Below are 22898 nucleotides of genomic sequence, written 5' to 3'. Positions count from 1 at the left end.
TGATATATTGAGAAATTTTTAAAAGCAGCTCCTCTTTTCTGGGGGTACATTATAAATATGGAAAGATTACAATACATATCACAGGGAACTACAAAAGAAGAGCAGGAACTCAATATCCGTAAGGCCTTAGATCATGGCATGCAATGGATACAGGTGCGGTGGAAAAACGCTCCTGAAAAAGAACTGATCAGCTTATGTGAAATTTCGAGGCAGCTGTGTTCGGAGTATAAGGCAGTCTCTATCATCAATGATCATGTACAATTGGCAAAAGAAATTGATGCTGACGGGGTCCATTTAGGGTTGGGTGATGAATCTGTGAAAGAAGCGAGAAAGGTTTTAGGCACTCAAAAAATAATTGGGGGAACGGCAAATACACTATCCGACGTTCTTCAGAGAGTGGATGAGTCCTGTGATTATATAGGCCTGGGTCCGCTGAGATTTACAGCTACTAAAGAAAAACTAAGCCCCATCCTGGGATTTGAAGGTTACCGGGAGATCATAGAGGTCCTGAAGGGAAGATCAGAAAAGGTTCCTAGAATCTTTGCAATTGGCGGTATTACCCTGGAAGATATTTTACCTCTGCAGGAGATCGGGGTCTATGGAGTTTCCGTTTCAGGACTGATCACCAGACAGCCGTCTATCATCAATGAGTTTAAAAAAGTAATGATATAAATTGCCATTAACGAAGTTTTTCAGCAAAGATGCACCGATGAAAAAGAGAATGGCTGTAGAAAAAAATAAATAGTTGGATATGAATAATCAAAAACTTGTAATAGCAGGCAGAACTTTTGAATCAAGGCTGTTTTTAGGAACAGGAAAATTCGGAAGTCTAAGAGAGATGACCGCATCTGTAGCCGCATCAGAAACTGATATGGTGACTATGGCCTTGAAAAGGATCGATGCCCGTTCCCATGAAGATGATCTGCTGGATTCGCTGAGAGAAACAAAGGTTCATCTTTTACCCAATACTTCGGGGGCGAGAACGGCAAAAGAAGCTGTATTGGCAGCACAGCTAGCCAGAGAAGCGCTGGAAACCGACTGGGTAAAGCTGGAAATTCATCCTGATCCGAAATATCTGTTGCCGGATCCTATTGAAACCCTTTATGCGACTGAAGAACTGGCGAAATTAGGATTTATCGTAATGCCTTATATTCATGCCGATCCGGTATTATGTAAACGCCTTGAAGATGTGGGGACAGCCGTGGTAATGCCTTTGGGAGCACCTATCGGAACAAATAAAGGCCTGCGAACTTTAGATTTCCTGGAAATCATTATCAGCCAGAGCAATGTTCCTGTAGTAGTAGATGCGGGAATAGGAGCGCCTTCAGACGCTGCGAAAGCAATGGAAATGGGGGCAGATGCCGTTCTTGTCAATACCGCGATTGCGGTAGCGGCTAATCCGGTGAATATGGCTGTCGCTTTTAAAGAAGGAGTAATTGCCGGAAGGAGAGCTTTTGAATCAGGATTGGGGGCTATTGCCAGCCATGCAGAAGCTTCAAGTCCGCTCACTTCATTTTTATTTGAATAAATCATCACCATGAAAAGCTTTAAAGAGGTTTTTGAAAAATACCAGTGGGCTGAGGTAAAGAAAAAGCTTGACACCGTAAGTCTGTCTGATGTTCATACCAGTCTTCAGAAAAAGAAAAAGACTCTTGATGACTTCCTGAATCTGCTTTCACCAGCTGCATCGCCGGAATTGGAGCGGATGGCAGGAATGACACAGGCTCTTACTCAAAAACGCTTCGGAAAGACCATCCAGCTGTATGCCCCTTTATACCTTAGTAATGAATGTCAGAATATCTGTACCTATTGCGGGTTCAGTCTTGATAATAAATTGAAAAGAAAAACACTGTCCGATACGGAACTGATGATAGAAACATCAGTTCTGAAATCAATGGGAGTGAATCATGTGTTACTGGTAAGCGGAGAAGCCAATAAAATAGTGGGAGTTCCCTATTTTCAGAACGCTGTCCGTCAGTTAAAACCTCATTTTTCCAATATTTCCATTGAAGTTCAGCCTTTAATGGAAGAGGAATACAAACTTCTTCATGAAGAAGGGGTGCATTCCGTTTTGGTATACCAGGAAACCTATCATCAGGAAGTCTATAAGGAATATCATCCGAAAGGTAAAAAGTCCAATTTTGACTTTAGATTGGATACTCCGGATAGAATAGGAAGAGCAGGAATCCATAAAATCGGGCTTGGGGTACTATTGGGGCTTGAGGATTGGCGGGTCGACAGTTTCTTCAATGCACTGCACATTGATTATCTTCAGAAACAATATTGGAAAAGCAGATTCTCAGTTTCATTCCCAAGATTAAGGCCGGCGGAAGGTATTATTGAGCCTAATTTTATCATGGAGGATAAGGATCTGCTCCAGCTGATCTGTGCTTACAGGATCTGGAATGAAGACCTGGAAATATCGATCTCTACCAGAGAAAGCGAAAAATTCAGGAATAATATCGTATCGCTCGGGGCTACGGCCATGAGTGCGGGTTCCAAAACCAATCCCGGCGGATATTCTGTAGATAAGGAATCTCTGGAACAGTTTGAAACAAGTGATGAACGCAGTATGGAAGAGATTAAAAGTATGATTAAAAAAACAGGCTACGATCCTGTCATGAAAGATTGGGATGCTGTTTATAGCAGCTTTTAATTCTCAAAAGAATGGTAATAGAAGTATGAAAGCCAAAGATATTTTCAAAAGATACAGCCGTCAGATATTTATCGAAGAAATTGGTATGGAAGGGCAGAGGAGAATAATGGCTTCAAAAGTTCTTGTTATCGGAGCGGGAGGGCTAGGAAGTCCGGTTATTCAATATTTGGCGGCGGCAGGAGTGGGAACTTTAGCGGTTGCAGATTTTGACTGGGTAGAACTTCATAATCTGAACAGGCAGATCATTCATACTGAAAATAGAGTAGGATCATCCAAAGTAAAAAGCGCTGAAATATTCGTAGAAGAACTCAATCATCAGGTTGCATTCATAGGAATTGAAGATAAAATCAATGAAAATAATGCCGAAGAAATCATTTCTCAGTACGATGTTATTGTTGATGGCTCAGACAACTTTTCCACAAGATACCTGGTCAATGATACCTGTGTGAAACTGAAAAAAACATTGATATACGGAAGTATTCTGGGGTTTTCAGGACAGGTGGCGGTATTTAACCATAAAGGAAGCAGAAATTTGAGAGATCTATTTCCGGAACCTCCCTTTGATGAAGATATGCCGGATTGTGACAGTCTTGGAGTTTTAGGAGCCTTACCCGGAATAATAGGCAGTATGATGGCTCTTCAGTCCTTAAAAATTATTACGGATCTTCCGGTGAGCTTGAATCAGCTGACTTTGGTAGATGTGATGAACTGGAGGTTTCAGATGATAGATTTTTGATGTAAACACTAATGTCACAATGTTTTCACCAATAACACCACTTCAATATCAATAGGAACGGGCTTTAGCCCGTTTTACTTTTTAGAATATCATTTATTGGCTTTAGCCAAAACCTATAGTGCACATAAAAAAATAGGCGTAAATTATTTTACACCTATTTTTATTCTGTTATAAAGAAGAATTATTGTCCCTGCTGCATTACGCCTCCGTTATCTTCTTTTTTAGTCTGGTTAAGGATATTCGGGTCTTCTTTCGCCAGTTTATTCTTTGTCGGAATTTTATAGTTGATGGAAAGTCCGAAATTTCTTGTGTCATATTTGCTGCTGATCATTACCGGCATTCCTGATGGCGGATTAGAACGTACCTGCATCATCTGTCCGTTGAAAATATCATTTGCAAAAACAGAAAGTGTCAGACGGTTGTTCATCAACTTCTTCGTCAATGTAATATCAAATGAGTTATTGAACGGTTTTTCTGCTGTGAAGTAGAAATATCCTGCTTTTGGAGTCAGATAACTGTAATTGGCTGTCAGTTTGATGTCTTTAGGCAAAATAATCTGCGTCATGATATTGAAAATCCAGAACCCTTTATTATTCAGATTGTCGATTTGATGTTTCTGATAACCTGCATATAAATACATGAAATTAATTTTATCAGGATTAAAATTGAATTTCATGATTTCGTTCAAGGGTTTGCTGAAAATCATAAAAGGAACCGGTAGTCCAACATTGAAGTTATGAATTTTCATATTCGAAATATTCACCTGTTCGTTGAAGAGTTTTCTTCCGTCTTTTCGGATAATCTGTGCCACCTGATTGCTTGCTGAACTTACGCTATACCCGATAAATGCATAATCAAAAGCGGATACTTTTATTTCATAATTATCAAAAATTGTTGGCTGTAGATTAGGGTTACCGTTTACTTCCGTACTTGGTCCGGAGAACGTCACGTTATTCGGGTTTAAGGCAGAAATACTTGGCAGGCTGATTTTTTTATTATAATTCGCAGCAATATAAACCTGATTCATCATATTATATTGTACGCTTGCGTTCGGGAAAAGCTTAAATTTATTGAAAGGGATCAAATTAGCTTCTACCAGCTTTGCATCTTTGTCGAAATATCTTGTTACTCCGGTAATATCATAGTTTTCGGCACGGGATCCCAATGTGAAATCAAACTTTTTCAGTTTAGCCTGAAATTCCAGATAAGTAGAAGCTGTTTGTCTTTGATATTCCAGATTGGTTAATCCAAAACTTTCCGTATCATAATCCTGTCTTTCATATAAACCTCCAAAGCTTATTTTTCCTCCATCAAGAAGCTTGATTGGTTGAGCATAATCTACTTTAAAGTTGGCAATATTCATCACAGATTTATTGTTCAGAATATCTTTTAAACCATTCGTAGGACTGTTGATTGGCGGGTTTGTAGGCATTACAAATGTACCGTCCTGGAAGAAATTATCCTGAGCAAATTTACTGTCTGATCTTGTATAACCTAACTGAAAGTCCAGTTTTTGAGATTTGTCAGCAAAACGTTTCTGATACGTCACAACAGCTTCCTGTCTCAAGTTATTGGTACGTGCAACATCCGAAGAAGTATAAAAAGCTTCTCTTAAATCCTTTGGATTATTCTGAAAAGGCAAATCTCCATGGCCGTTACTTAAAGTGTAATTGTCGTTATTATTGTGATAGATATCGTAGTTTAATAACAATCTGTCCTGCCCTAAATCAAATGTCAATCCTGATTTGGCAAAATAACCGCGCCCATATCGGTCTGTTTTGCTTGTCAGAAGCTCATCCTGCTGGCCATTAAGCATGCTTTCACGGTAATTCTGCCCAACATTCAGCTGCCATCCGAAATATTTATTTCTTGCATTTAAATTAAGGGAATTGGTCGTTCTGCTTCTGTATTTATCATAATTCGTGAAAGAATAATTCCCTGAATATGTAGCGGTTAGATATTTATTAGCGTTTTTATTGGTAATAATATTCATGATCGCACCTCCGGATGTAGCTGGAAATTCAGCGCCGGGCTGGGTGATCACTTCAATTCTCTCTACAGAATTGGCAGGCATTCCTTCAAGGAAAGAGTTCAGTTCATTGGATGTAATATTCAAAGGTCTTCCGTTAAGATATACTTCCAGCATTTTTCCCTGGTACATCATCCCTGCAATATCTGTTGATACCAATCCCGGAAGTTTTTTAATTCCTTCCAGAACATTCCCGTTATTCAGCTGAGGCTGTTCAGAAAAATCAAAGATGGTGCGGTCGGCTTTTTGTTCAACGGCTTTTTTAGTTTTGGTGATGACCACTCCGTCAATTTGTTTTTCTTTAGGCGGGTTATTCGTTTTTTCCTGTGAAAAAACGAACGCAGAGGTTAATAGCGATAAAGCGAATATAGTTTTTTTCATAATGTTTTCCTACTATCCGGTTAGACGCCAAAAAGGAAATTTTGTTACAGAATTGATACTTTTTTATTTATTTTAAAGATGAGAATTCTGTAAAATCATATGCTGCAGAAGAGGTGAAAAGCTGTCGTAATACTGCCGCATGGCCATTTCCGACAATAACAAGAATTCTGTCTTCGCTGTTGTGGGGAATATTTTGAATATTGCGGAACATTCTTAAATTTCTGCTGTACCAATACAGTGCAAGCATATCTGCGCCGTCATATTCTCTCAGTGTAAAATCTCCGCTCAGATAGGCTCCATATCCATATTGATGGCTTTCTTTTGAATTCATATACATAAAAGTGTCTAAAACGGATTTGAATATAACGTTGTCGATTACCTTCTGAAACCTGTTTCCTTCGAAAGATTTCAAAAGAGTGTTTTAAAGGTTCAGGAAAGATTTTCTTTTCCACAGGAGGAGAATACCCATTTTTTTGTGAAATCCTCTGGACAAAGGCATCGCATCGGTTTTCATGAGATCCTGTACGTTGAAAGTATCAAAGACTATGTCAATATCCGGACGGAAAATAATGAGTTTATCGTTCTGGACACTCTTAAATCAATGGAAGACCAGCTTTCTGAAAAATGTGTACGGGTTCATAAGTCTTTCATTGTTAATCTGGATAAAATCAAAAGTATCGGAGCTAAAAAGGTTATTCTTCCCAAGCATGAAATTCCCATCGGAGAAAGCTACAGGGCAGGGCTTTTAGACAGATTGAAGTAAGTTTTTCGTAAAATTTATATTAAAATTAAACCTTATAGGTTTTTAAAACCTGTAAGGTTTAGATGATTTTGAAAGCGGACTAAAGTCTACCCCTATTAAATTTCCATAGCAGAGGATATTTTAATATAATACAACAAAAAAAGACGACTTCTATTGAAGCCGCCTTTATATTAATTAATCTAACAATTAATCTTATTTTTCCTGTTGCTTGATCAGGTTCAGGGCAGAACCGGCCTTAAACCAGTCAATTTGCTGATCGTTGTAAGTATGGTTGGCCATGATGATGTCTTTAGTTCCGTCTGTATGAATGAATTCTAAAGTCAGTTGTTTTCCTGGTGCAAACTGGTCAAGATCTAAGAAGTTAACGGTGTCATCTTCCTGGATTTTGTCATAATCTGCCTCATTAGCAAAAGTGATTCCAAGCATTCCTTGTTTCTTAAGGTTGGTTTCATGGATTCTTGCAAATGATTTTACCAGTACGGCTTTCACCCCAAGATGTCTTGGCTCCATCGCAGCATGCTCTCTTGAAGAACCTTCACCGTAGTTTTGGTCTCCTACCACAATCGTTGGAATTCCTGCAGCTTTATAGGCTCTCTGAACAGCCGGTACTTCACCGTATTCTCCTGTTAATTCATTTTTAACCTTATTCGTCTCCATGTTGTAAGCATTTACAGCTCCGATCAGCATATTATTGGAGATATTATCCAGGTGGCCTCTGTATTTCAGCCATGGTCCCGCCATGGAAATATGGTCGGTAGTACATTTTCCGAAAGCTTTGATCAATACCCTGGCACCTATTATATTTTTACCGTCCCAAGCCGGGAATTCTTCTAACAACTGAAGTCTGTCTGAAGTAGGGCTTACATTCACAGCAACGCTGGAACCGTCCTCAGATGGAGCCTGATACCCGTTATCATCTACTGCAAATCCCTTTGCCGGAAGTTCGAAACCTTTAGGTTCGTCAAGTTTTACCTGCTCACCAGCTTCGTTTGTTAATGTATCAGTAATTGGGTTGAAATCTAATCTTCCGGAGATCGCAACAGCCGCTACCATTTCAGGTGAAGCTACGAAGGCGTGAGTATTTGGGTTACCGTCCGCTCTTTTGGCAAAGTTTCTGTTGAATGAGTGGATGATTGAGTTTTTCTCTCCTTTTTCTGCCCCTTCTCTGTCCCACTGTCCGATACATGGTCCACAAGCGTTGGTAAAGATTCTTGCGTTTTCAAATTTTCTGAAAGAATCTAAGAAACCGTCTCTTTCTGCTGTGAATTTAACCTGTTCAGAACCCGGGTTGATCCCTAAGATCGCTTTAGGTTTTACTCCTTTTGCTACCGCATCTTCTACGATAGAAGCCGCTCTTGATAAATCTTCATAGGAAGAGTTGGTACAAGAACCGATAAGGGCCCATTCAACCTCTAACGGCCATCCGTTTGCTTCCGCTTTGGCTCTGAATTCAGCAACTGGAGTCGCTAAGTCCGGAGTAAAAGGTCCGTTTAAGTGAGGGGTCAGCTCAGAAAGGTTGATTTCGATCAATTGATCAAAATATTGTTCCGGTTTAGCATATACTTCAGCATCCCCTGTTAAATGTTCAGCAATTGTATCAGCCGCATCTACCACATCCTGTCTTCCTGTTGCAGCCAGATATCTTCTCATGGAATCATCGTATCCGAAGGTAGAAGTCGTCGCTCCGATCTCGGCACCCATGTTACAGATCGTTCCTTTACCGGTCGCTGAAAGAGATTGAGCTCCTTCTCCGAAATATTCTACGATACATCCTGTACCTCCTTTTACGGTAAGGATTCCTGCCACTTTTAAGATGACGTCTTTAGCAGAGGTCCATCCATTCATTTTACCGGTTAATTTTACCCCGATTAATTTTGGCATTTTAAGCTCCCAGGCCATTCCCGCCATTACGTCTACTGCATCAGCACCTCCTACACCGATCGCTACCATTCCCAGTCCGCCTGCATTTACCGTGTGAGAGTCTGTACCGATCATCATCCCTCCAGGGAAGGCATAATTCTCTAATACAACCTGGTGGATAATGCCGGCTCCCGGCTTCCAGAAACCGATTCCATATTTGTCACATACAGAACTTAAGAAGTTGAAAACCTCAGAGTTTTTGTTGATTCCTTCCTGTAAGTCTTTATCTGCACCTACTTTTGCCTGGATAAGGTGATCTGCGTGAGCAGTAGAAGGAACAGCTACTTTAGCCTTTCCTGCCTGCATGAATTGTAAAAGCGCCATCTGTGCAGTGGCATCCTGCATGGCTACTCTGTCTGGTGCGAAGTCTACGTAAGAGTTTCCTCTTTCATACGCTTGTGTAGCATTTCCTTCCCAAAGGTGGGTGTAAAGGATTTTTTCTGAAAGGGTAAGAGGTTTTCCCACGATTTGTCTTGCTGCTGCAATTCTTTCAGGGTAACGCTCATACACCTTTTTGATCATATCAATATCAAAAGTCATATCGTATTTTAGTTTTATTCTTTTTCCGTTAATGCTTCTTTTTCTGATGGTGAAAAAGAAAAATCATTTTTTATACATCAAAAAACGTTCCTATAATCCATAAACAGGGATGTTTTTGATTCCAAAATCAATAGATTTTATAACTTTCAATTTAAGAAAAATTAGAATTTATTTTCCCGATTTTATCGAAAAAAAAACGTAACTATCTTAAAATAGAAACGTTCTAAACAAAAAATTGGAAGATTTTAAATCCTAAAGGGTCAAAATCTTCCAATTATATAATTTTCAATAGTCTTGCGATTTATCTATTAATCTTTTAGTGAGCGCTTGTGCTTGTCAATTCTTTAATAGAAGGAACAAAAGTAGTAAGGTCAATACCCTCAACTGCAGCTTTATACTCGTCAATGCTAGGAATTCTTCCAATAATCGCAGAAAGAACAACAACAGGAGTTGAAGCAAGCAGAGATTCTCCTTTTTTACGTTCAGAATCTTCCACCACTCTTCCCTGGAAAAGACGGGTAGAAGTTGCTAAAACTGTATCTCCTTTAGCCGCTTTTTCCTGGTTACCCATACAAAGGTTACATCCGGGACGCTCAAGGTACATTACATTTTTGTATTCAACACGGGCTTCTCCTTTTGGAGCATTGTCATCAAATTCAAACCCGGAATATTTTTCTAACAATTCCCAGTCTCCTTCTGCTTTTAATTCATCAATGATGTTATAAGTAGGAGCTGCCACTACAAGCGGAGCATTAAATTCTACCTTCCCTTTTTGCTTTTCAAGGTTTCTAAGCATTTGAGAAACGATCTTAAGGTCTCCTTTGTGAACCATACAGGATCCTACGAAGCCAAGATCTACTTTTTTCTCACCTCCATAGTAAGAAAGATCTCTGATGGTATCGTGGGTATATCTCTTCGATACATCGTCATTGTTTACATCCGGGTCAGCAATCATTGGCTCAACGATTGCATCAAGATCTACCACTACTTCAGCATAATATTTAGCATTTGAATCCGGGGTCAGGGCAGGTTTCTCTCCTGATCTGATCTCTGCGATTCTCTTATCCGCTTTGTCAATTAATCCCTGAAGAACTTTGTTGTGGTTATCCATCCCCTTGTCAATCATGATCTGGATTCTGCCTTTTGCAATTTCCAGTGATTCGATTAACGTATTATCTTCAGAAATGTTGATAGAAGCTTTTGCCTTCATTTCAGCAGTCCAGTCTGTAAACGTAAATGCCTGGTCAGCAGGAAGTGTTCCGATGTGAACCTCAATGATTCTTCCCTGGAATACGTTTTCTCCTCCAAACTGCTTCAGCATCTGAGCCTGAGTTGCATGAACCACATCACGGAAATCCATGTGTTCTTTCATGTTTCCTTTGAAGGTTACTTTTACAGATTCAGGAATCGGCATGGATGCTTCACCGGTAGCTAATGCTAGCGCAACAGTTCCTGAGTCAGCTCCGAAAGCGACCCCTTTAGACATTCTTGTATGAGAGTCACCTCCGATGATGATGGCCCACTCGTCTACAGTGATGTCGTTAAGAACTTTGTGGATAACGTCAGTCATCGCGTGGTATTCACCTTTCGGGTCACGGGCTGTAATCAAACCGAACTTGTTCATGAATTTCATCAGTTTCGGAATATTAGCCTGCGCTTTTTTATCCCAAACAGAAGCAGTGTGACATCCTGACTGGTAAGCACCGTCAACAACCGGAGAAATCACTGTTGCTGCCATTGATTCCAATTCCTGAGCAGTCATAAGACCTGTTGTATCCTGAGATCCAACGATATTTACCTGTACACGAACGTCTGAACCGGCGTGTAATACTTTTCCCGGAGTTGTTCCCACAGCATTTCTGTTGAAAATCTTTTCTACAGCTGTAAGTCCTTGTCCTTCGTGAGAAATTTCTTTTGACGGAGCAAAAACAGCAGGCGCTTCAATTCCTAAAAGCTGAGCTGCAAATGTCTGTAGTTTTTTACCAAATACGATCGCGTAAGATCCTCCCGCTTTGATGAATTCCATCTTTTGTGGAGTGAAAGATTTGGTAAGGTCGATCAATTCTTTATCTCCGTTATATAATTTCTTTTCTTTTGTATTAATCGTTAGAATCGTTCCTGTTGCCACTGAATAAGCTTCTTCAAGAACTACGTCACCGTTTTCGTTGCGAACAGGGTTTCCGTTTTCATCTACTTTCTTCACCCAGTTTTTAAGGTCGATACCAATACCTCCGGTAACGTCTACTGTTGTAAGGAAGATAGGAGAAATACCGTTTGTTCCTCCTACAATTGGAGCAATGTTTACGAATGGTACATATGGGCTGGCCTGTTTTCCAGTCCAAAGAGCAACGTTGTTTACTCCTGACATTCTGGATGATCCTACACCCATTGTTCCTTTTTCAGCGATAAGCATAACGCTTGCATCAGGATGCTGTACCTGTAAGGCTTTAATTTCTTCCTGCGCCTGAGGTGTGATCATACATTTACCATGAAGTTCACGGTCAGATCTTGAGTGCGCCTGGTTACCCGGAGAAAGTAAATCTGTAGAGATATCTCCTTCACCAGCGATATAGGTTACCACTTTGATTTCTTCAGCAACTTCAGGAAGTTTAGTAAAGAATTCAGCTTTTGCGTAGCTTTCAATGATTTCTTTTGCAGTTTCGTTACCGCTGTTGAATGCTTCCTTCAGACGGTTGGTATCTGCTTCATAAAGAAAAACCTGTGTTTTAAGAACGTTTGCCGCTTCTTTAGCAATAGCTGCATCATTACCTAAGGCAAGGTCTAGCAACACTTCGATAGAAGGCCCGCCCTTCATATGAGATAATAATTCAAAGGCAAAGGCCGGGGAAATTTCTTCTACTACGGATTCACCTAGAATAGTTTCTTTTAAAAATTTTGCTTTCACTCCCGCTGCACTTGTTGTTCCGGGTAGTGTGTTATAAATGAAAAATTTAAGAGAATCCGATCGGTCAGCATTACCTGAATCTTTAATTTGTGTAATGATTTCACTTAGCAATTCAGCACCATCAATTGGCTTTGGATGAAGCCCCTGGATTTTTCTTTCTTCAATCTCTTTGATGTAATCCTTATAAATACTCATAATAGAAGGTCTTTCAACATTAAAGGTAGGCCTGCTTTTTCTTTACCGGTCTGTATAAATACAGTTAATGACATTTTGAGTTCTCGCATTTTGATGCAACATTAACCGAATAAAGTCAGCATAATCTACACTTTTTTAAAAGTTTTTTAAAATTATCAAACAATTCAAAATGTTCCCAAAATTACGAAATTTTACTATTTTATGAGAGTGAAATTATTTAGATTCTTTATAAATATGAATTTTATAATATCTATTTTTGGTCGTATTTTTGTAAGTATATGGTGAATATGAAAAATATCCTGAATGTTTTGTGTGTTTTTATTTCGATTTTCGTTTTCTCGCAGACCCGGTATGTAAAGAAAATTCCGGTGAAAAAAAATGCTAAGACGGCTGTGAAAAAAGAAAGTTCAGTGCTTAAGACAAATCCCGATCTTGTGGTTATCAACAAAGATCTTCCTGTTCTGATCCCCAAAAAGAAAGGAGACCAGTTTGGATATATCAACCAAAACGGAAAATTCATTATTCAGCCGGAATATCATGTGGCTGTGTTTTTTTATGAAGACTGTAATCTCCTGAATTCACCTAATGAGAAGGTCAGAAAATTTGGAACGGACAAGTATGCCACAGTAGAAAAAGATATGATTTCTTACCGGGTGGATAAGAGCGGAAAAAGAGTGTATCAATTTAAGGATTCGGATTTTGGGAAATGTAAATTTACAGAGTACAAACAACAGTTGTTTCAGGCTTATGTTCTGAATGGTTTTTATGGGATTATCGAAAAATCAAAATTCGTAAATGCTGCAGATTACAGACAGTATCAGATTTATCCTCAATATCAGTACCTGTACATTATGGAAGGAGATAATGTATCTGACCCGATGATTGTTGCTTCCCAGAATGATAAATTCGGAGTGATCGATGTCAATAACAAGATTATTATTCCTTTTGAGTATTCCAATATTAAAAGGAATTTCAGCTGGAAACTGGGCAAAATGTTTGAAGTAACAAAAGACGGTAAAGAATATTATTATATCGATGCCAATAATAAAGCCTACTAGGGAATTATGAACAGGTTCATGATCACTCGTAATTTTTTAAAATAATGATTTGCCGCTTAATTCCCAGATCTTGACCCATGTACCGCGGATTTTGAAGCTGAATTCTCATATATTTTTTGTAATTTTGCAGCTGAAATAAAGGGGTGCTTTAACAGGCTGAGATTATACCCAATGAACCTGGAACAGGTAATGCTGTTTAGGGACGCATCGACCGTGATAAGTCGAAATGTATAATATCTTATCGATCCCCTTTTATTCATTAAATGTCAAAGATTTATAGAATGAAAGGATTGTTTTTTTTAGGGCTTAGTGTAAGCTCTGTAGCCTTTATCCAGGCTCAAAATAAAGATTCTCTGAAAATCAGGGAAATAGAAACGGTCAGCTTTACCAAAAGACTGCCGGTAGCAAAGGAAATCATTAATGTTCAGAAAGATTTAGACAGTAAAAATCTGGGGCAGGATCTTCCGGTTCTTTTGAAAAATCAAACTTCCGTCATTTCTACTTCGGATGCCGGTAACGGTGTAGGATATACGGGATTCAGGATTCGTGGGGTAGCCGGAAGAGGCATCAATGTGATGATGAACGGTGTTCCGTATAACGATTCCGAAAGCCAGGGAACTTTCTTTGTCAATGTTCCGGATCTTACCAGCTCAGCGTCACAGATCGTTATCCAGAGAGGAGTTGGGACTTCTAATAATGGAGTTTCTGCGTTTGGAGCCAGTATCAACGTGATTTCTAAAGAGCCGGAGGAAAAGATGTACTTTAAGACTGATGACAGCTACGGATCATTTAATACGTACAAGTATTCTGCTGAGGCAGGTAGCGGGAAATTCTGGAAAAACAGACTCTCGGTAATGGGACGTTATACCCATATCCAGTCGGACGGATATATCGACAGGGCCTCTTCAAAACTCAATTCATATAACTTCACCGCCTTATTTGAAGAGAAAAACACTAAAATCCGCTTCATGGCTTTTGGTGGCAAGGAAAAAACCTATCAGGCCTGGAATGGGATCGATAGAAAAACCTGGGAAACGGATCCTAAATTTAATTATTCCGGGGCGATCTATGATGCAGACTGGAAAAACATCATTGGTTTCTATGACAATGAAACCGATAATTACAGGCAAAATCATTATCAGCTACTTTGGGAACAGGGAATTAATGACCGATGGAATCTTGAAACGACCCTTCATTACACCAAAGGAAAAGGATATTATGAAAATTATAAACAGGGAGATCCTTTTGCTAGATATAATCTGCCTGATATCAATGAAAACGGGCAGGCCGTTGCCTATTCAGATTTTATCAGAAAAAAATGGCTGAACAATGATTTCTATGGAATTGTTTCTACTCTTTACGGAAAATTGGAGTCGGTGGATCTTAATTTCGGAGCGGTAGCCAACCAGTATTATGGAAGGCACTTTGGAAATGTAACCGGAGTCTATTTTCCGCAGATCAATGAGTATGAATATTATAGAAACCGTTCTGTAAAAAACGAATTGGCTGCTTTTGCAAAAGCTCTATGGAGACTAGGGGACCGTTTTGAGTTATTCGGAGACCTTCAGATCCGAAATATAGATTATAATACAAAAATCCTGACAGAAGGCGATGGAGAAGGAGGAAATCTTGATAAAAACTGGTTCTTCTTTAACCCGAAGGCCGGCGTAAATTATAAAATCGGTAACGGTAAAGTTTTTCTTTCTTATGCTCATGCCCAACGTGAGCCGAACAGGGATGACCTGATGAGTGATAATACTGTAAAAGCAGAAAAACTTCATGATTTTGAAGCGGGTATCGAAAAACAGTTTGGCATGGTATCCGTAACGGCCAACCTTTATTATATGTATTATGTCAATCAGTTGGTATTAAATGGAGAGCTTAACAACGTGGGGGCATTTATCAGAACCAACTCAGGGAAAAGTTACAGAAGAGGGATCGAGATTGGTGCTTTGGCCAAGCTTTCTACACAATGGGAGCTTTCAGGAAATGTCAGTGTAAGCCAAAATAGAAATCAGGACTTTAATATCAATAATAAGAAAGAAATCAGGAATCTTGGAAATACACAGATCTCTTTCTCTCCCGATGTTATTGCTAATCTCGGAATTAAATTCAATCCTTCCGGGAACTTTCAGTTTGCTTTAATGAATCAATATGTAGGAAAACAGTATCTGGATAATACTGAGGATAAAAATCTTCAGCTGAAGGATTATTTTCTAACAGATTTTAATGCACAGTATCAGTTTAAAATCGCCCATAATGATATTGCTTTAAAATTATTGGTTAATAACCTTTTCAATAGAAAATACGTCAATAACGGAGCTGTTTATGACGGAGCACCATATTATTTTTCTCAGGCAGGGACCAATTTTATGTTCGGGATCAGCTGGAAGATTCAATAATGAGGAAAGAATAAAGATAGCCGGAAAGGCAAAAATAGGCTGATAAGTGAATTTGTAAATTTGCCTTTTATCCTTTAAAAGGATTAAATATAATGAGCATTGCACCGATTTTAGTATAGAATAAGTAAAGACTGTTCCGGCAGTCTTTTTTTATATCAAATTAAATGTTCTAAAAAGTCATGAAAAAGTCATAAATTTGCTGCCAAATGAATATTTCAGCTTACATTTTAGAATACTTAAAACAATTTGGAACTGCTACAGTTCCAGGCTTTGGCGTGTTTTCTCTGAAAAATTCTAAGGCAATTATTAATTCTGAAAACGGAAGTATTCTTCCTCCGGCAAGCCAGATCGATTTTACCATTGATTATGAAGTGAAATCTGATGACCTGCCTGCTTTTATAGCACAGCAAAAACAGATGTCACTAGAGGCCTCCAGAAGTGATCTCAAAATTCAGACTGATTTTTGGAAGAAAAAACTTCAGGCGGAACAGCTTTTGGAAATTCAGAATCTTGGAACTGTTTTCATCGAGGAAGGACACACCCATTTCAAAGGAAAAAGAATAGAATCAGGACGCCCCGATTTCTATGGCTTGGAAGAGATCAGATTCTCGGACATCAATAACGGGGGAAAAGTGAATGTTTCAGAAAACCGTGAAAAGGATTATAAATTCAATAAAACCATACTTTGGGTTTTCCTGCTGATCATTCCTGTTTCAGGTATTTTGTACTTCGCTTATACCCAGCAGGAGCTTCTTTTTGGCAAGAAATCTTTTAATAATGTTTCCGTGCAGACTTCTACCCACAGAATTGTAAAAGATACGGTAAAAGTGGTAGCACATACTCCTGAAACACCTGTTTCAGACTCTTTAAAGAAAGATTCATTAGTAAAACCTGCCGTAAAAGGGATAAAACCTGCACCGGCTGTTCCAAACAACACTAAGACTAGATGGCAAAAATAAAAAAAGCGTCAGAATCTCTGACCATTATGACTAATATTGTTCTTCCGAACGAAACCAATTCTTTAAGAAACCTTTTTGGTGGTGAGCTTTTAGCCAAAATGGACCGATGTGCGTCTATTTCTGCTGCCAGACACTGCGAAAGAAGAGTGGTAACAGCTTCCGTAAACCATGTTTCTTTTAATCATCCAATTCCGGAAGGCGGAGTGGTGGTTTTGGAATCTAAGGTATCCAGGGCATTTTCCACTTCAATGGAGGTGTATGTAGATGTGTGGCTGGATGATCCCATCAACCAGAAGAAGATTCATACCAATGCCGGTATTTATACCTTCGTTGCGGTAGATGAATTTAACCGCCCGATTCCTATTCCTGAGATGATTCCGGAAACTGAAGAGGAAAAAGAAAGATTCGCAGCGGCATTCCGTAGAAAAGAACTTTCACTGATTCTTTCCGGAAGAATGAAACCTCTGGAATCTGTAGAACTGAAAAAACTGTTCCAGGAACCTCAGGAGTCCAAGAAAGATAAAAAATAATATCCTGTAAAAACACAAAAAAACACAAATGTCTGGCACAAATTTTCACAAATGATTTGTGCCTGATCAAATGAAAAAAAATAAAAATGGATATTTCAGAAAATGATATATCAAAAATCGTTTACGAAGCGGGGTATATAATTCATAAGGCATTGGGACCGGGACTTTTGGAAAGTGCTTATGAAGAATGCCTGTTTTATGAATTGAATAAACATGATATTCTTGTAGAAAGACAAAAACCGATGCCATTAATTTATGATGAGGTTAAAATGGATGTTGGCTATAGACTTGACTTTTTGATTGAGAAAAAATTTGTGCTGGAAATAAAATCTATAGAATCATTACAAGATATTCATTTAGCGCAAATACTTACCTACCTACGCTTAAGTAATTGTAAACTTGGAATGTTGATTAACTTTAATACACTTCAATTTAAAAATGGAGTTAAAAGAGTGATTAACGGGATATTATAATTTGTGCTATTTGTGAAATAAATTAGTGTCATTTGTGTTTAAGCTATGAAAATACTTCTTTTAGATAAAAACCATCCTCTTATCACCGAACAGCTTTTAGCCAAAAACTTCATTCTGGAGGAAGACTTTACGTCTTCATACGATGAGGTTAGTGATAAAATTGAAAACTATGAAGGAATTATCATCAGAAGCCGTATTCCATTGGACAAAAGCTTTCTTGAGAAGGCAAAAAACCTGAAGTTTATTGCGAGAGTGGGAGCCGGAATGGAAAATATTGATATTCCCGTGGCGGAAAAACTGGGTATCCGGCTGATTAATTCTCCGGAGGGAAACCGGGACTCTGTGGCGGAACATGTTGTAGGAATGCTGTTGCTTATTATGAACAGACTCTTCATTGCCTCTCAGGAAGTGAAAAACGGGATCTGGAAGCGTGAAGAGAACAGGGGAGACGAATTGCTGGGAAAAACAGTAGGGCTTATAGGTTATGGAAATATGGGGAAAGCTACGGCCCAAAGGCTTTCCGGTTTTGGCTGTAAGGTCGTTTTCCATGATATTCTTCCGGACCTTGCTGACGAATTTGCCACACAGGTGAGTATTGATGAATTAAAGCAGTGTTCAGATATTGTAAGCCTTCATATACCGCTGACGCCGGAAACCCATTATATAATTGATGAGAAGTTCATTGCGGAGATGAAAAATGACTTTTATTTTATCAATACCGCAAGAGGAAAGAATGTAAAAACTAAAAGCTTAGTCGATGCCTTGAAGTCCGGGAAAATAAAAGGAGCCTGTCTGGATGTGCTGGAATATGAAAAATCTTCTTTTGAAAATCTGGAAATAGAAAATGAGGATTTACAATACCTGTTAGCCTCTGAAAAAACGATTGTTACTCCGCATATCGCCGGCTGGACCCATCAGAGCAAAGAAAAGCTGGCGCAGTTTATTGTTGATAAGATTGTAGCTTCTTATTGTTAGGCACATAATCTGATGAGGTAAAAGAGCGAAGTGGAAAAAGGCAGATGGGCAAACTGGCTTATTTTGCTGTTGAGTTCTCCACTTTTACAGAGCTGTTGGAAAGAAAGTGTTAAGCTAATGCCTTATCTGTCCGCTGAAAAACTTCGCCCTTTTGCCTGTTTGTGTTAAATAATTCATAATATCCCCACATATTCACTATTTTTTTTTGAGTTTTATTAAATTGCCGCTCATTTTTGAATCTCATGAAGACGCGTAATTTTGTACTCCTTTTAAGTATCCTTTTATTCTCCTTTTCCTGTAAAAAAAATTCTGAAGCCAAAGAGGTTTCAGCGGAAAATACGACTAACCTTCCCAATTATGGAAATGTAGATCTTGGAACGGTTTTTACCAAGGCAGATGGCCAGCTTTTGAACAAACAATCAACAGTGCGCTATATAGATCAGTATTACAAGAAAATATGGGATGGTGGAAATCTGAGCGGAGGAATACTTGTTGCTAAAGGTGACGAGATTTTATATGAAAATTACAGAGGCTTCGGAAGAGAAGGAAACCAAATGCCGATTGATAAAGATACCCCGCTGCATGTAGCTTCGGTATCAAAAACATTAACGGCTATGGCCATGATGAAACTGGTGGAAGCCGGAAAAATAAAACTTTCGGATCGCCTTTCTCAATATTTTCCCGGATTTCCGTACCCTAATGTTACCGTTCAGACGTTGCTGGATCAGAGAAGCGGACTTCCTAAATACGAATATTTTATTACCAAAATACAGCCTGCCCCTGCTGAACTTTCAAAGCCGTTTATTACGAATCAGGATGTATTGAATATGATCATCAGATATAAACCTGATCTGGCAAGAGATACCGATACAGGTTTTATGTATTGTAATACGAACTTTGCTTTATTGGCTCTGTTGATTGAAAAAGTAACCCGGACTCCTTTCCCGCAGGCTATGAAAGAAATGGTGTTCATTCCATTGAAAATGGACCACTCTTACATCTTCCAGGAAAAAGATATCCCTACCGCATCACAGTCTTTTTATTATGGCGGAAACAAACTCTATCCATTAGACAGGTTAGACCTTATCTACGGGGATAAAAACGTGTATACAACACCAAGAGACTTATACAATTTCTCAAAGGCAATGTTTTCAAAGAATTTTTTAAAGCCTGAATTGATGCAGATGGTGTTCACACCTTACAGTAATGAAAAAGCGGGAATGAATAATTATGGATTGGGATTCAGGATGAAAATATTTGATAATGGTGAAAAGCTGACCTACCATAATGGATGGTGGCACGGAACGAATTCTGTATTTGCCCATCTTCTGAAATCCAAAGTTACCATTGTAGCCATCGGAAATAAATATTCAAACAGAGTATACACGGCCCTTGCATTGTCCGGATTATTTGAGGATTTTCCTTTACAGAAGGATAAGCTTCATACGGTTATGAACGACAATAAAGATACTTTGAATTCCGGACAGGAAGTTTTTGGAGAATAATGTTTACTTTTGCTTAAACATTTTCATGAAAAGGTTTCTTTTATTATTCGTTATCTGTTTTCTTGTACATTCATGTGCGAGAGTGGGATCTCCTGTAGGGGGAGCAAAAGATACTTTGGCTCCTAAATTTTTAAGTTCAAATATTGATACAACCCGGGTTAATGTAAAAAGGGATATTCACGAACTCCGTCTGGATTTTGATGAATATGTCACATTGAAGGACATCAATAAGAATCTGATCATATCACCGCCGATCAAGAATATCAAAAGAATCCTGCCCTCTAATATTGCCAATAAATTTGTGCTGATTCAATGGACAGATACACTGCAGGCCAATACTACCTATAATTTCAACTTTGGAAATTCAATTGTGGATAACAATGAATCCAATCCGCTGCGCTATTTCAATTTTGCTTTTTCTACGGGAGACAAATTGGATGATTTGTATATCAGCGGTGAAGTGAAAGATGCTTTACAGATCAAAAAAAAGTCGGGGAGCACGGAAAATAAATTGGTTGTAGGGCTGTATCAGGTCAAAGATACCATGAATTATAAGCAAAAGCCATATTATATCACAAAGGTTGATGATGACGGATATTATGAGCTGAATTATCTTTCTCCAGGAAAATATAAAGTTATTGCGTTTGAAGATGAGAATGGAAATTCTGTTTATGATCCCGGAAAAGAAAAAATTGGATTTAAGAAAGAAGCTATAGATGTTGAAAAGTCTATTTCAGGGCTGGATATAAAAGTGTATCCTTCTAAAAAACCGTTGAAATACTCTGAAATGAAAGAAACCTCCGGCGGAATTATTATGATGTTTGAAGGGCATCCTGAAGAGGTAAAAGTAGCGTCGGTAAATGATAAGCTTAAAGATATAAAAGTGACCCATCGTCCAAAATCAGATTCGGTAAGAATTTGGTTTGATGCGGTGAAAGATGATCTGGGGCAGGCGGCAACAGAAAAATTATTGTTCAGCTATGATATCGGGAGCAAGAAGGATACTGTTTCTACATTTTACAAATACAATAAGAAGAATGTAATGGATATCAATAGTGATAACGGAGGAGGATCATTAGATCCGAAGGCTGATTTTAGAATCTCTTCCAATTATATTATTGATAAAATTGATCCGTCAAAATGGATATTGAAAAGCGACAGTTTAACTACGCATGAGTTCACTGCCAGAATCTCAGAAACCAATCCATATCAGATACTGGTTCAGTCAGACTTTGTTACCGGAAAGAAATACCAGCTCACGATTCCTAAAGAAACCATATCTTCTTTCTATGCTAAAAATACACAATCCAAACGTTTCGATTTTGATGTGGCGAAGATAGATCAGTTTGGAAGCCTTACATTCACCCTTCTGAATGCTCCAAAAACAAAGTATTGGATCCAGCTTCTTGATTCTTCGGAAAAAGTGATTTATCAGAAATATACAAGCGGAGACAAAGTGAAATTTAACATTCTTAAGCCAGAGGAATATATTGTTAGAATCCTGGTGGATAATAATGAAAATCAATATTGGGATGAAGCGGATTTTGCTACCGAAACCTTTGCCGAAGATGCTTATGTATTCTATAAAAAGGCTGTTGTAAGAGGATTGTGGGAAACGAATGAAGAATGGGATCTGAATGATACCCGAACGCTTGATAATCCTAAGGGGACACTTCCTGCAGCGGTATCTGCGCCTCCGGCTGAGGATAAAAAAGAAACCGTTGAACAGAATGTTAAAAAAGAGATCAAGTCTGAGAATGCAATGGTAACTCCGGTAAAATAAGAGGTATGAAGACGGCGAAAAAAATATTTTTTTGGAGTTTGGTAGCTTTTGCTCTGATTCAGTTTATTCCTGTTGACCGGGTAAATAAACCATTGGATACTGCAATAAATTTTGTGGATTCTAAAAAAGCTCCGGAAAAGATTAAAACATTGCTTAGAGGAGCATGTTACGATTGTCATTCCAATGAGACCCTCTATCCGAAATATGCCTTTATAGCACCTGTTTCATGGTCTGTGAAGAGCCATATCAATGAAGGGCGGGAACACCTTAACTTCTCTGTTTGGGAAACATACAATAAGGATTTAAAAGCGAATATGCTTACCAAATCTGTTCAGACGATACAGAATAAGACGATGCCTCTGCCGGGATATATCGTCTATCATAAAGAAGCTAACCTTTCGGAAGCAGAAAGATCGTTGCTGGTTCAGTATTTTCAGGAAATGCTGAATTCAAAGACCTACTAATTTCTACAATAAAAAAAATCTCGCAGATTTAACAAATTAAGCAGATTTATAGTATAATCATCTGCCAGATCTGTAAAATCTGCGAGAGGTATCATAGAATTACTTCTTTAAGTAATCTTCAAAAAATCTCTTCTGAGAATTAAAAGCGATATCCTCGAGGTTGATTTCCTGTAAAGGAATCCATACCGCCTCTGAAATTTCTGAACGCTCAAGGCTGGCCTCAAATTTCTCCGAAATAGTGTACTCATAAAAAAGATCAATGGTATGGTAATCAATCTCTTTATATTGATAAATATTAGGAAGGCTTGTAAGGTATTTCAGGTTTGAAATATCGATATTAAGCTGAAGCTCTTCAAAAAGTTCTCTTTTACAGGTTTCCTCTGCGCTTTCTCTAGGATCAACGAAGCCTCCTGCCAGATCGAGTTTCCCCTTTTGAGGATCGCGGTTTCTCCGGGTAAGGTAAATTTCGTTACCATATCTTATGACAACCGCCACAGCCCCCGCCACATTATTATAGAGTGAAAAACCACATTCAGGACAGCTCCATTTCTTTTCACCGTCCCAATGGAGAGATTCTTTGCCACAGCTTGGACAATATTTCAATAATTTCATCTGTTTATAAAT

At 38.6% G+C, this 22898-nt stretch carries 19 protein-coding genes; 14 read left to right on the top strand and 5 right to left on the bottom strand.

Features of this window, described 5'->3' with window-relative positions; translation table 11 throughout:
* The first annotated feature begins 57 nt into the window (after positions 1-57).
* From MUW56_RS08860 to MUW56_RS08845, 4 genes are all read left to right on the top strand, one after another.
* Positions 58-672, top strand: coding sequence for a thiamine phosphate synthase (locus MUW56_RS08860; RefSeq protein ID WP_292012842.1), 615 nt, complete (start codon positions 58-60; stop codon positions 670-672).
* Positions 673-751: 79 nt separating this feature from the next.
* Complete coding sequence (locus MUW56_RS08855; protein WP_292012841.1) at positions 752-1528, top strand: thiazole synthase; 777 nt, start codon at positions 752-754, stop codon at positions 1526-1528.
* A gap of 9 nt (positions 1529-1537) precedes the next feature.
* Positions 1538-2656: a 2-iminoacetate synthase ThiH gene (gene thiH, locus MUW56_RS08850; RefSeq protein ID WP_292012840.1), complete on the top strand. Its 1119-nt coding sequence runs from the start codon at positions 1538-1540 to the stop codon at positions 2654-2656.
* 25 nt (positions 2657-2681) lie between these two features.
* Positions 2682-3392, top strand: a complete 711-nt coding sequence (locus tag MUW56_RS08845; protein WP_292012839.1) for a HesA/MoeB/ThiF family protein — start codon at positions 2682-2684, stop codon at positions 3390-3392.
* 181 nt (positions 3393-3573) lie between these two features.
* On the opposite strand, the gene MUW56_RS08840 is transcribed toward MUW56_RS08845, so the two are convergent.
* Positions 3574-5802: an outer membrane beta-barrel protein gene (locus MUW56_RS08840; protein WP_292012838.1), complete on the bottom strand. Its 2229-nt coding sequence runs from the start codon at positions 5800-5802 to the stop codon at positions 3574-3576.
* Between the two features lie 67 nt (positions 5803-5869).
* The gene (locus MUW56_RS08835; RefSeq protein WP_292012837.1) at positions 5870-6214 is read right to left on the bottom strand and encodes a DUF5694 domain-containing protein; all 345 of its coding nucleotides are present in this window, start codon (positions 6212-6214) and stop codon (positions 5870-5872) included.
* A gap of 63 nt (positions 6215-6277) precedes the next feature.
* Between MUW56_RS08835 and MUW56_RS08830 the strand changes: the two genes are divergently transcribed.
* The gene (locus tag MUW56_RS08830) at positions 6278-6565 is read left to right on the top strand and encodes a LytTR family DNA-binding domain-containing protein (protein ID WP_292012836.1); all 288 of its coding nucleotides are present in this window, start codon (positions 6278-6280) and stop codon (positions 6563-6565) included.
* 192 nt (positions 6566-6757) lie between these two features.
* Here MUW56_RS08830 and MUW56_RS08825 read toward each other — a convergent pair whose 3' ends face one another.
* Complete coding sequence (locus MUW56_RS08825; protein ID WP_292012835.1) at positions 6758-9025, bottom strand: aconitate hydratase; 2268 nt, start codon at positions 9023-9025, stop codon at positions 6758-6760.
* A gap of 316 nt (positions 9026-9341) precedes the next feature.
* Positions 9342-12125 (bottom strand): bifunctional aconitate hydratase 2/2-methylisocitrate dehydratase, encoded by a 2784-nt coding sequence (locus tag MUW56_RS08820; protein WP_292012834.1) that lies wholly within the window; start codon positions 12123-12125, stop codon positions 9342-9344.
* A 287-nt stretch (positions 12126-12412) separates the two neighbouring features.
* Here MUW56_RS08820 and MUW56_RS08815 point away from each other — a divergent pair, with 287 nt between their 5' ends.
* The 9 genes from MUW56_RS08815 (at position 12413) to MUW56_RS08775 (ending at position 22274) form a co-directional block, all read left to right on the top strand.
* Positions 12413-13183: a WG repeat-containing protein gene (locus tag MUW56_RS08815; RefSeq protein WP_292012833.1), complete on the top strand. Its 771-nt coding sequence runs from the start codon at positions 12413-12415 to the stop codon at positions 13181-13183.
* A 281-nt stretch (positions 13184-13464) separates the two neighbouring features.
* Positions 13465-15585 (top strand): TonB-dependent receptor, encoded by a 2121-nt coding sequence (locus MUW56_RS08810; RefSeq protein WP_292012832.1) that lies wholly within the window; start codon positions 13465-13467, stop codon positions 15583-15585.
* 206 nt (positions 15586-15791) lie between these two features.
* A complete protein-coding gene (locus MUW56_RS08805) occupies positions 15792-16544 on the top strand; it encodes a hypothetical protein (RefSeq protein ID WP_292012831.1) in 753 nt (250 codons plus the stop codon).
* On the top strand, positions 16532-17074 hold the full coding sequence (locus MUW56_RS08800; RefSeq protein WP_034692538.1) for an acyl-CoA thioesterase: 543 nt from the start codon (positions 16532-16534) through the stop codon (positions 17072-17074). The genes MUW56_RS08805 and MUW56_RS08800 overlap by 13 nt, the downstream gene beginning before the upstream one ends.
* Positions 17075-17160: 86 nt before the next feature.
* Complete coding sequence (locus MUW56_RS08795; RefSeq protein WP_367118506.1) at positions 17161-17547, top strand: GxxExxY protein; 387 nt, start codon at positions 17161-17163, stop codon at positions 17545-17547.
* 45 nt (positions 17548-17592) lie between these two features.
* Positions 17593-18522, top strand: a complete 930-nt coding sequence (locus tag MUW56_RS08790; protein WP_292012830.1) for a 2-hydroxyacid dehydrogenase — start codon at positions 17593-17595, stop codon at positions 18520-18522.
* A gap of 242 nt (positions 18523-18764) precedes the next feature.
* Positions 18765-20027, top strand: a complete 1263-nt coding sequence (locus MUW56_RS08785; RefSeq protein ID WP_292012829.1) for a serine hydrolase — start codon at positions 18765-18767, stop codon at positions 20025-20027.
* Positions 20028-20052: 25 nt separating this feature from the next.
* Positions 20053-21810: an Ig-like domain-containing protein gene (locus MUW56_RS08780; protein WP_292012828.1), complete on the top strand. Its 1758-nt coding sequence runs from the start codon at positions 20053-20055 to the stop codon at positions 21808-21810.
* Positions 21811-21815: 5 nt separating this feature from the next.
* Positions 21816-22274 carry a heme-binding domain-containing protein gene (locus tag MUW56_RS08775; protein WP_292012827.1) on the top strand — a complete coding sequence of 153 codons (459 nt, stop codon included), beginning with the start codon at positions 21816-21818 and terminating at the stop codon, positions 22272-22274.
* Positions 22275-22373: 99 nt separating this feature from the next.
* On the opposite strand, the gene MUW56_RS08770 is transcribed toward MUW56_RS08775, so the two are convergent.
* Positions 22374-22886: an NUDIX domain-containing protein gene (locus tag MUW56_RS08770; RefSeq protein WP_292012826.1), complete on the bottom strand. Its 513-nt coding sequence runs from the start codon at positions 22884-22886 to the stop codon at positions 22374-22376.
* Between the last annotated feature and the right edge of the window lie 12 nt (positions 22887-22898).

Source organism: Chryseobacterium sp., assembly GCF_022869225.1.
Taxonomy (GTDB): Bacteria; Bacteroidota; Bacteroidia; order Flavobacteriales; family Weeksellaceae; genus Chryseobacterium.
This window is presented reverse-complemented; position numbering and strand designations above follow the sequence as displayed.

Bases quoted from the DNA above. Each gene is read 5' to 3' on its own strand.
- MUW56_RS08860 (WP_292012842.1), top strand. From the start codon at position 58: ATGGAAAGATTACAATACATATCACAGGGAACTACAAAAGAAGAGCAG.
- MUW56_RS08855 (WP_292012841.1), top strand. From the start codon at position 752: ATGAATAATCAAAAACTTGTAATAGCAGGCAGAACTTTTGAATCAAGG.
- thiH (WP_292012840.1), top strand. From the start codon at position 1,538: ATGAAAAGCTTTAAAGAGGTTTTTGAAAAATACCAGTGGGCTGAGGTA.
- MUW56_RS08845 (WP_292012839.1), top strand. From the start codon at position 2,682: ATGAAAGCCAAAGATATTTTCAAAAGATACAGCCGTCAGATATTTATC.
- MUW56_RS08840 (WP_292012838.1), bottom strand. From the start codon at position 5,802: ATGAAAAAAACTATATTCGCTTTATCGCTATTAACCTCTGCGTTCGTT.
- MUW56_RS08825 (WP_292012835.1), bottom strand. From the start codon at position 9,025: ATGACTTTTGATATTGATATGATCAAAAAGGTGTATGAGCGTTACCCT.
- MUW56_RS08820 (WP_292012834.1), bottom strand. From the start codon at position 12,125: ATGAGTATTTATAAGGATTACATCAAAGAGATTGAAGAAAGAAAAATC.
- MUW56_RS08815 (WP_292012833.1), top strand. From the start codon at position 12,413: ATGAAAAATATCCTGAATGTTTTGTGTGTTTTTATTTCGATTTTCGTT.
- MUW56_RS08810 (WP_292012832.1), top strand. From the start codon at position 13,465: ATGAAAGGATTGTTTTTTTTAGGGCTTAGTGTAAGCTCTGTAGCCTTT.
- MUW56_RS08805 (WP_292012831.1), top strand. From the start codon at position 15,792: ATGAATATTTCAGCTTACATTTTAGAATACTTAAAACAATTTGGAACT.
- MUW56_RS08800 (WP_034692538.1), top strand. From the start codon at position 16,532: ATGGCAAAAATAAAAAAAGCGTCAGAATCTCTGACCATTATGACTAAT.
- MUW56_RS08795 (WP_367118506.1), top strand. From the start codon at position 17,161: ATGGATATTTCAGAAAATGATATATCAAAAATCGTTTACGAAGCGGGG.
- MUW56_RS08790 (WP_292012830.1), top strand. From the start codon at position 17,593: ATGAAAATACTTCTTTTAGATAAAAACCATCCTCTTATCACCGAACAG.
- MUW56_RS08785 (WP_292012829.1), top strand. From the start codon at position 18,765: ATGAAGACGCGTAATTTTGTACTCCTTTTAAGTATCCTTTTATTCTCC.
- MUW56_RS08780 (WP_292012828.1), top strand. From the start codon at position 20,053: ATGAAAAGGTTTCTTTTATTATTCGTTATCTGTTTTCTTGTACATTCA.
- MUW56_RS08775 (WP_292012827.1), top strand. From the start codon at position 21,816: ATGAAGACGGCGAAAAAAATATTTTTTTGGAGTTTGGTAGCTTTTGCT.
- MUW56_RS08770 (WP_292012826.1), bottom strand. From the start codon at position 22,886: ATGAAATTATTGAAATATTGTCCAAGCTGTGGCAAAGAATCTCTCCAT.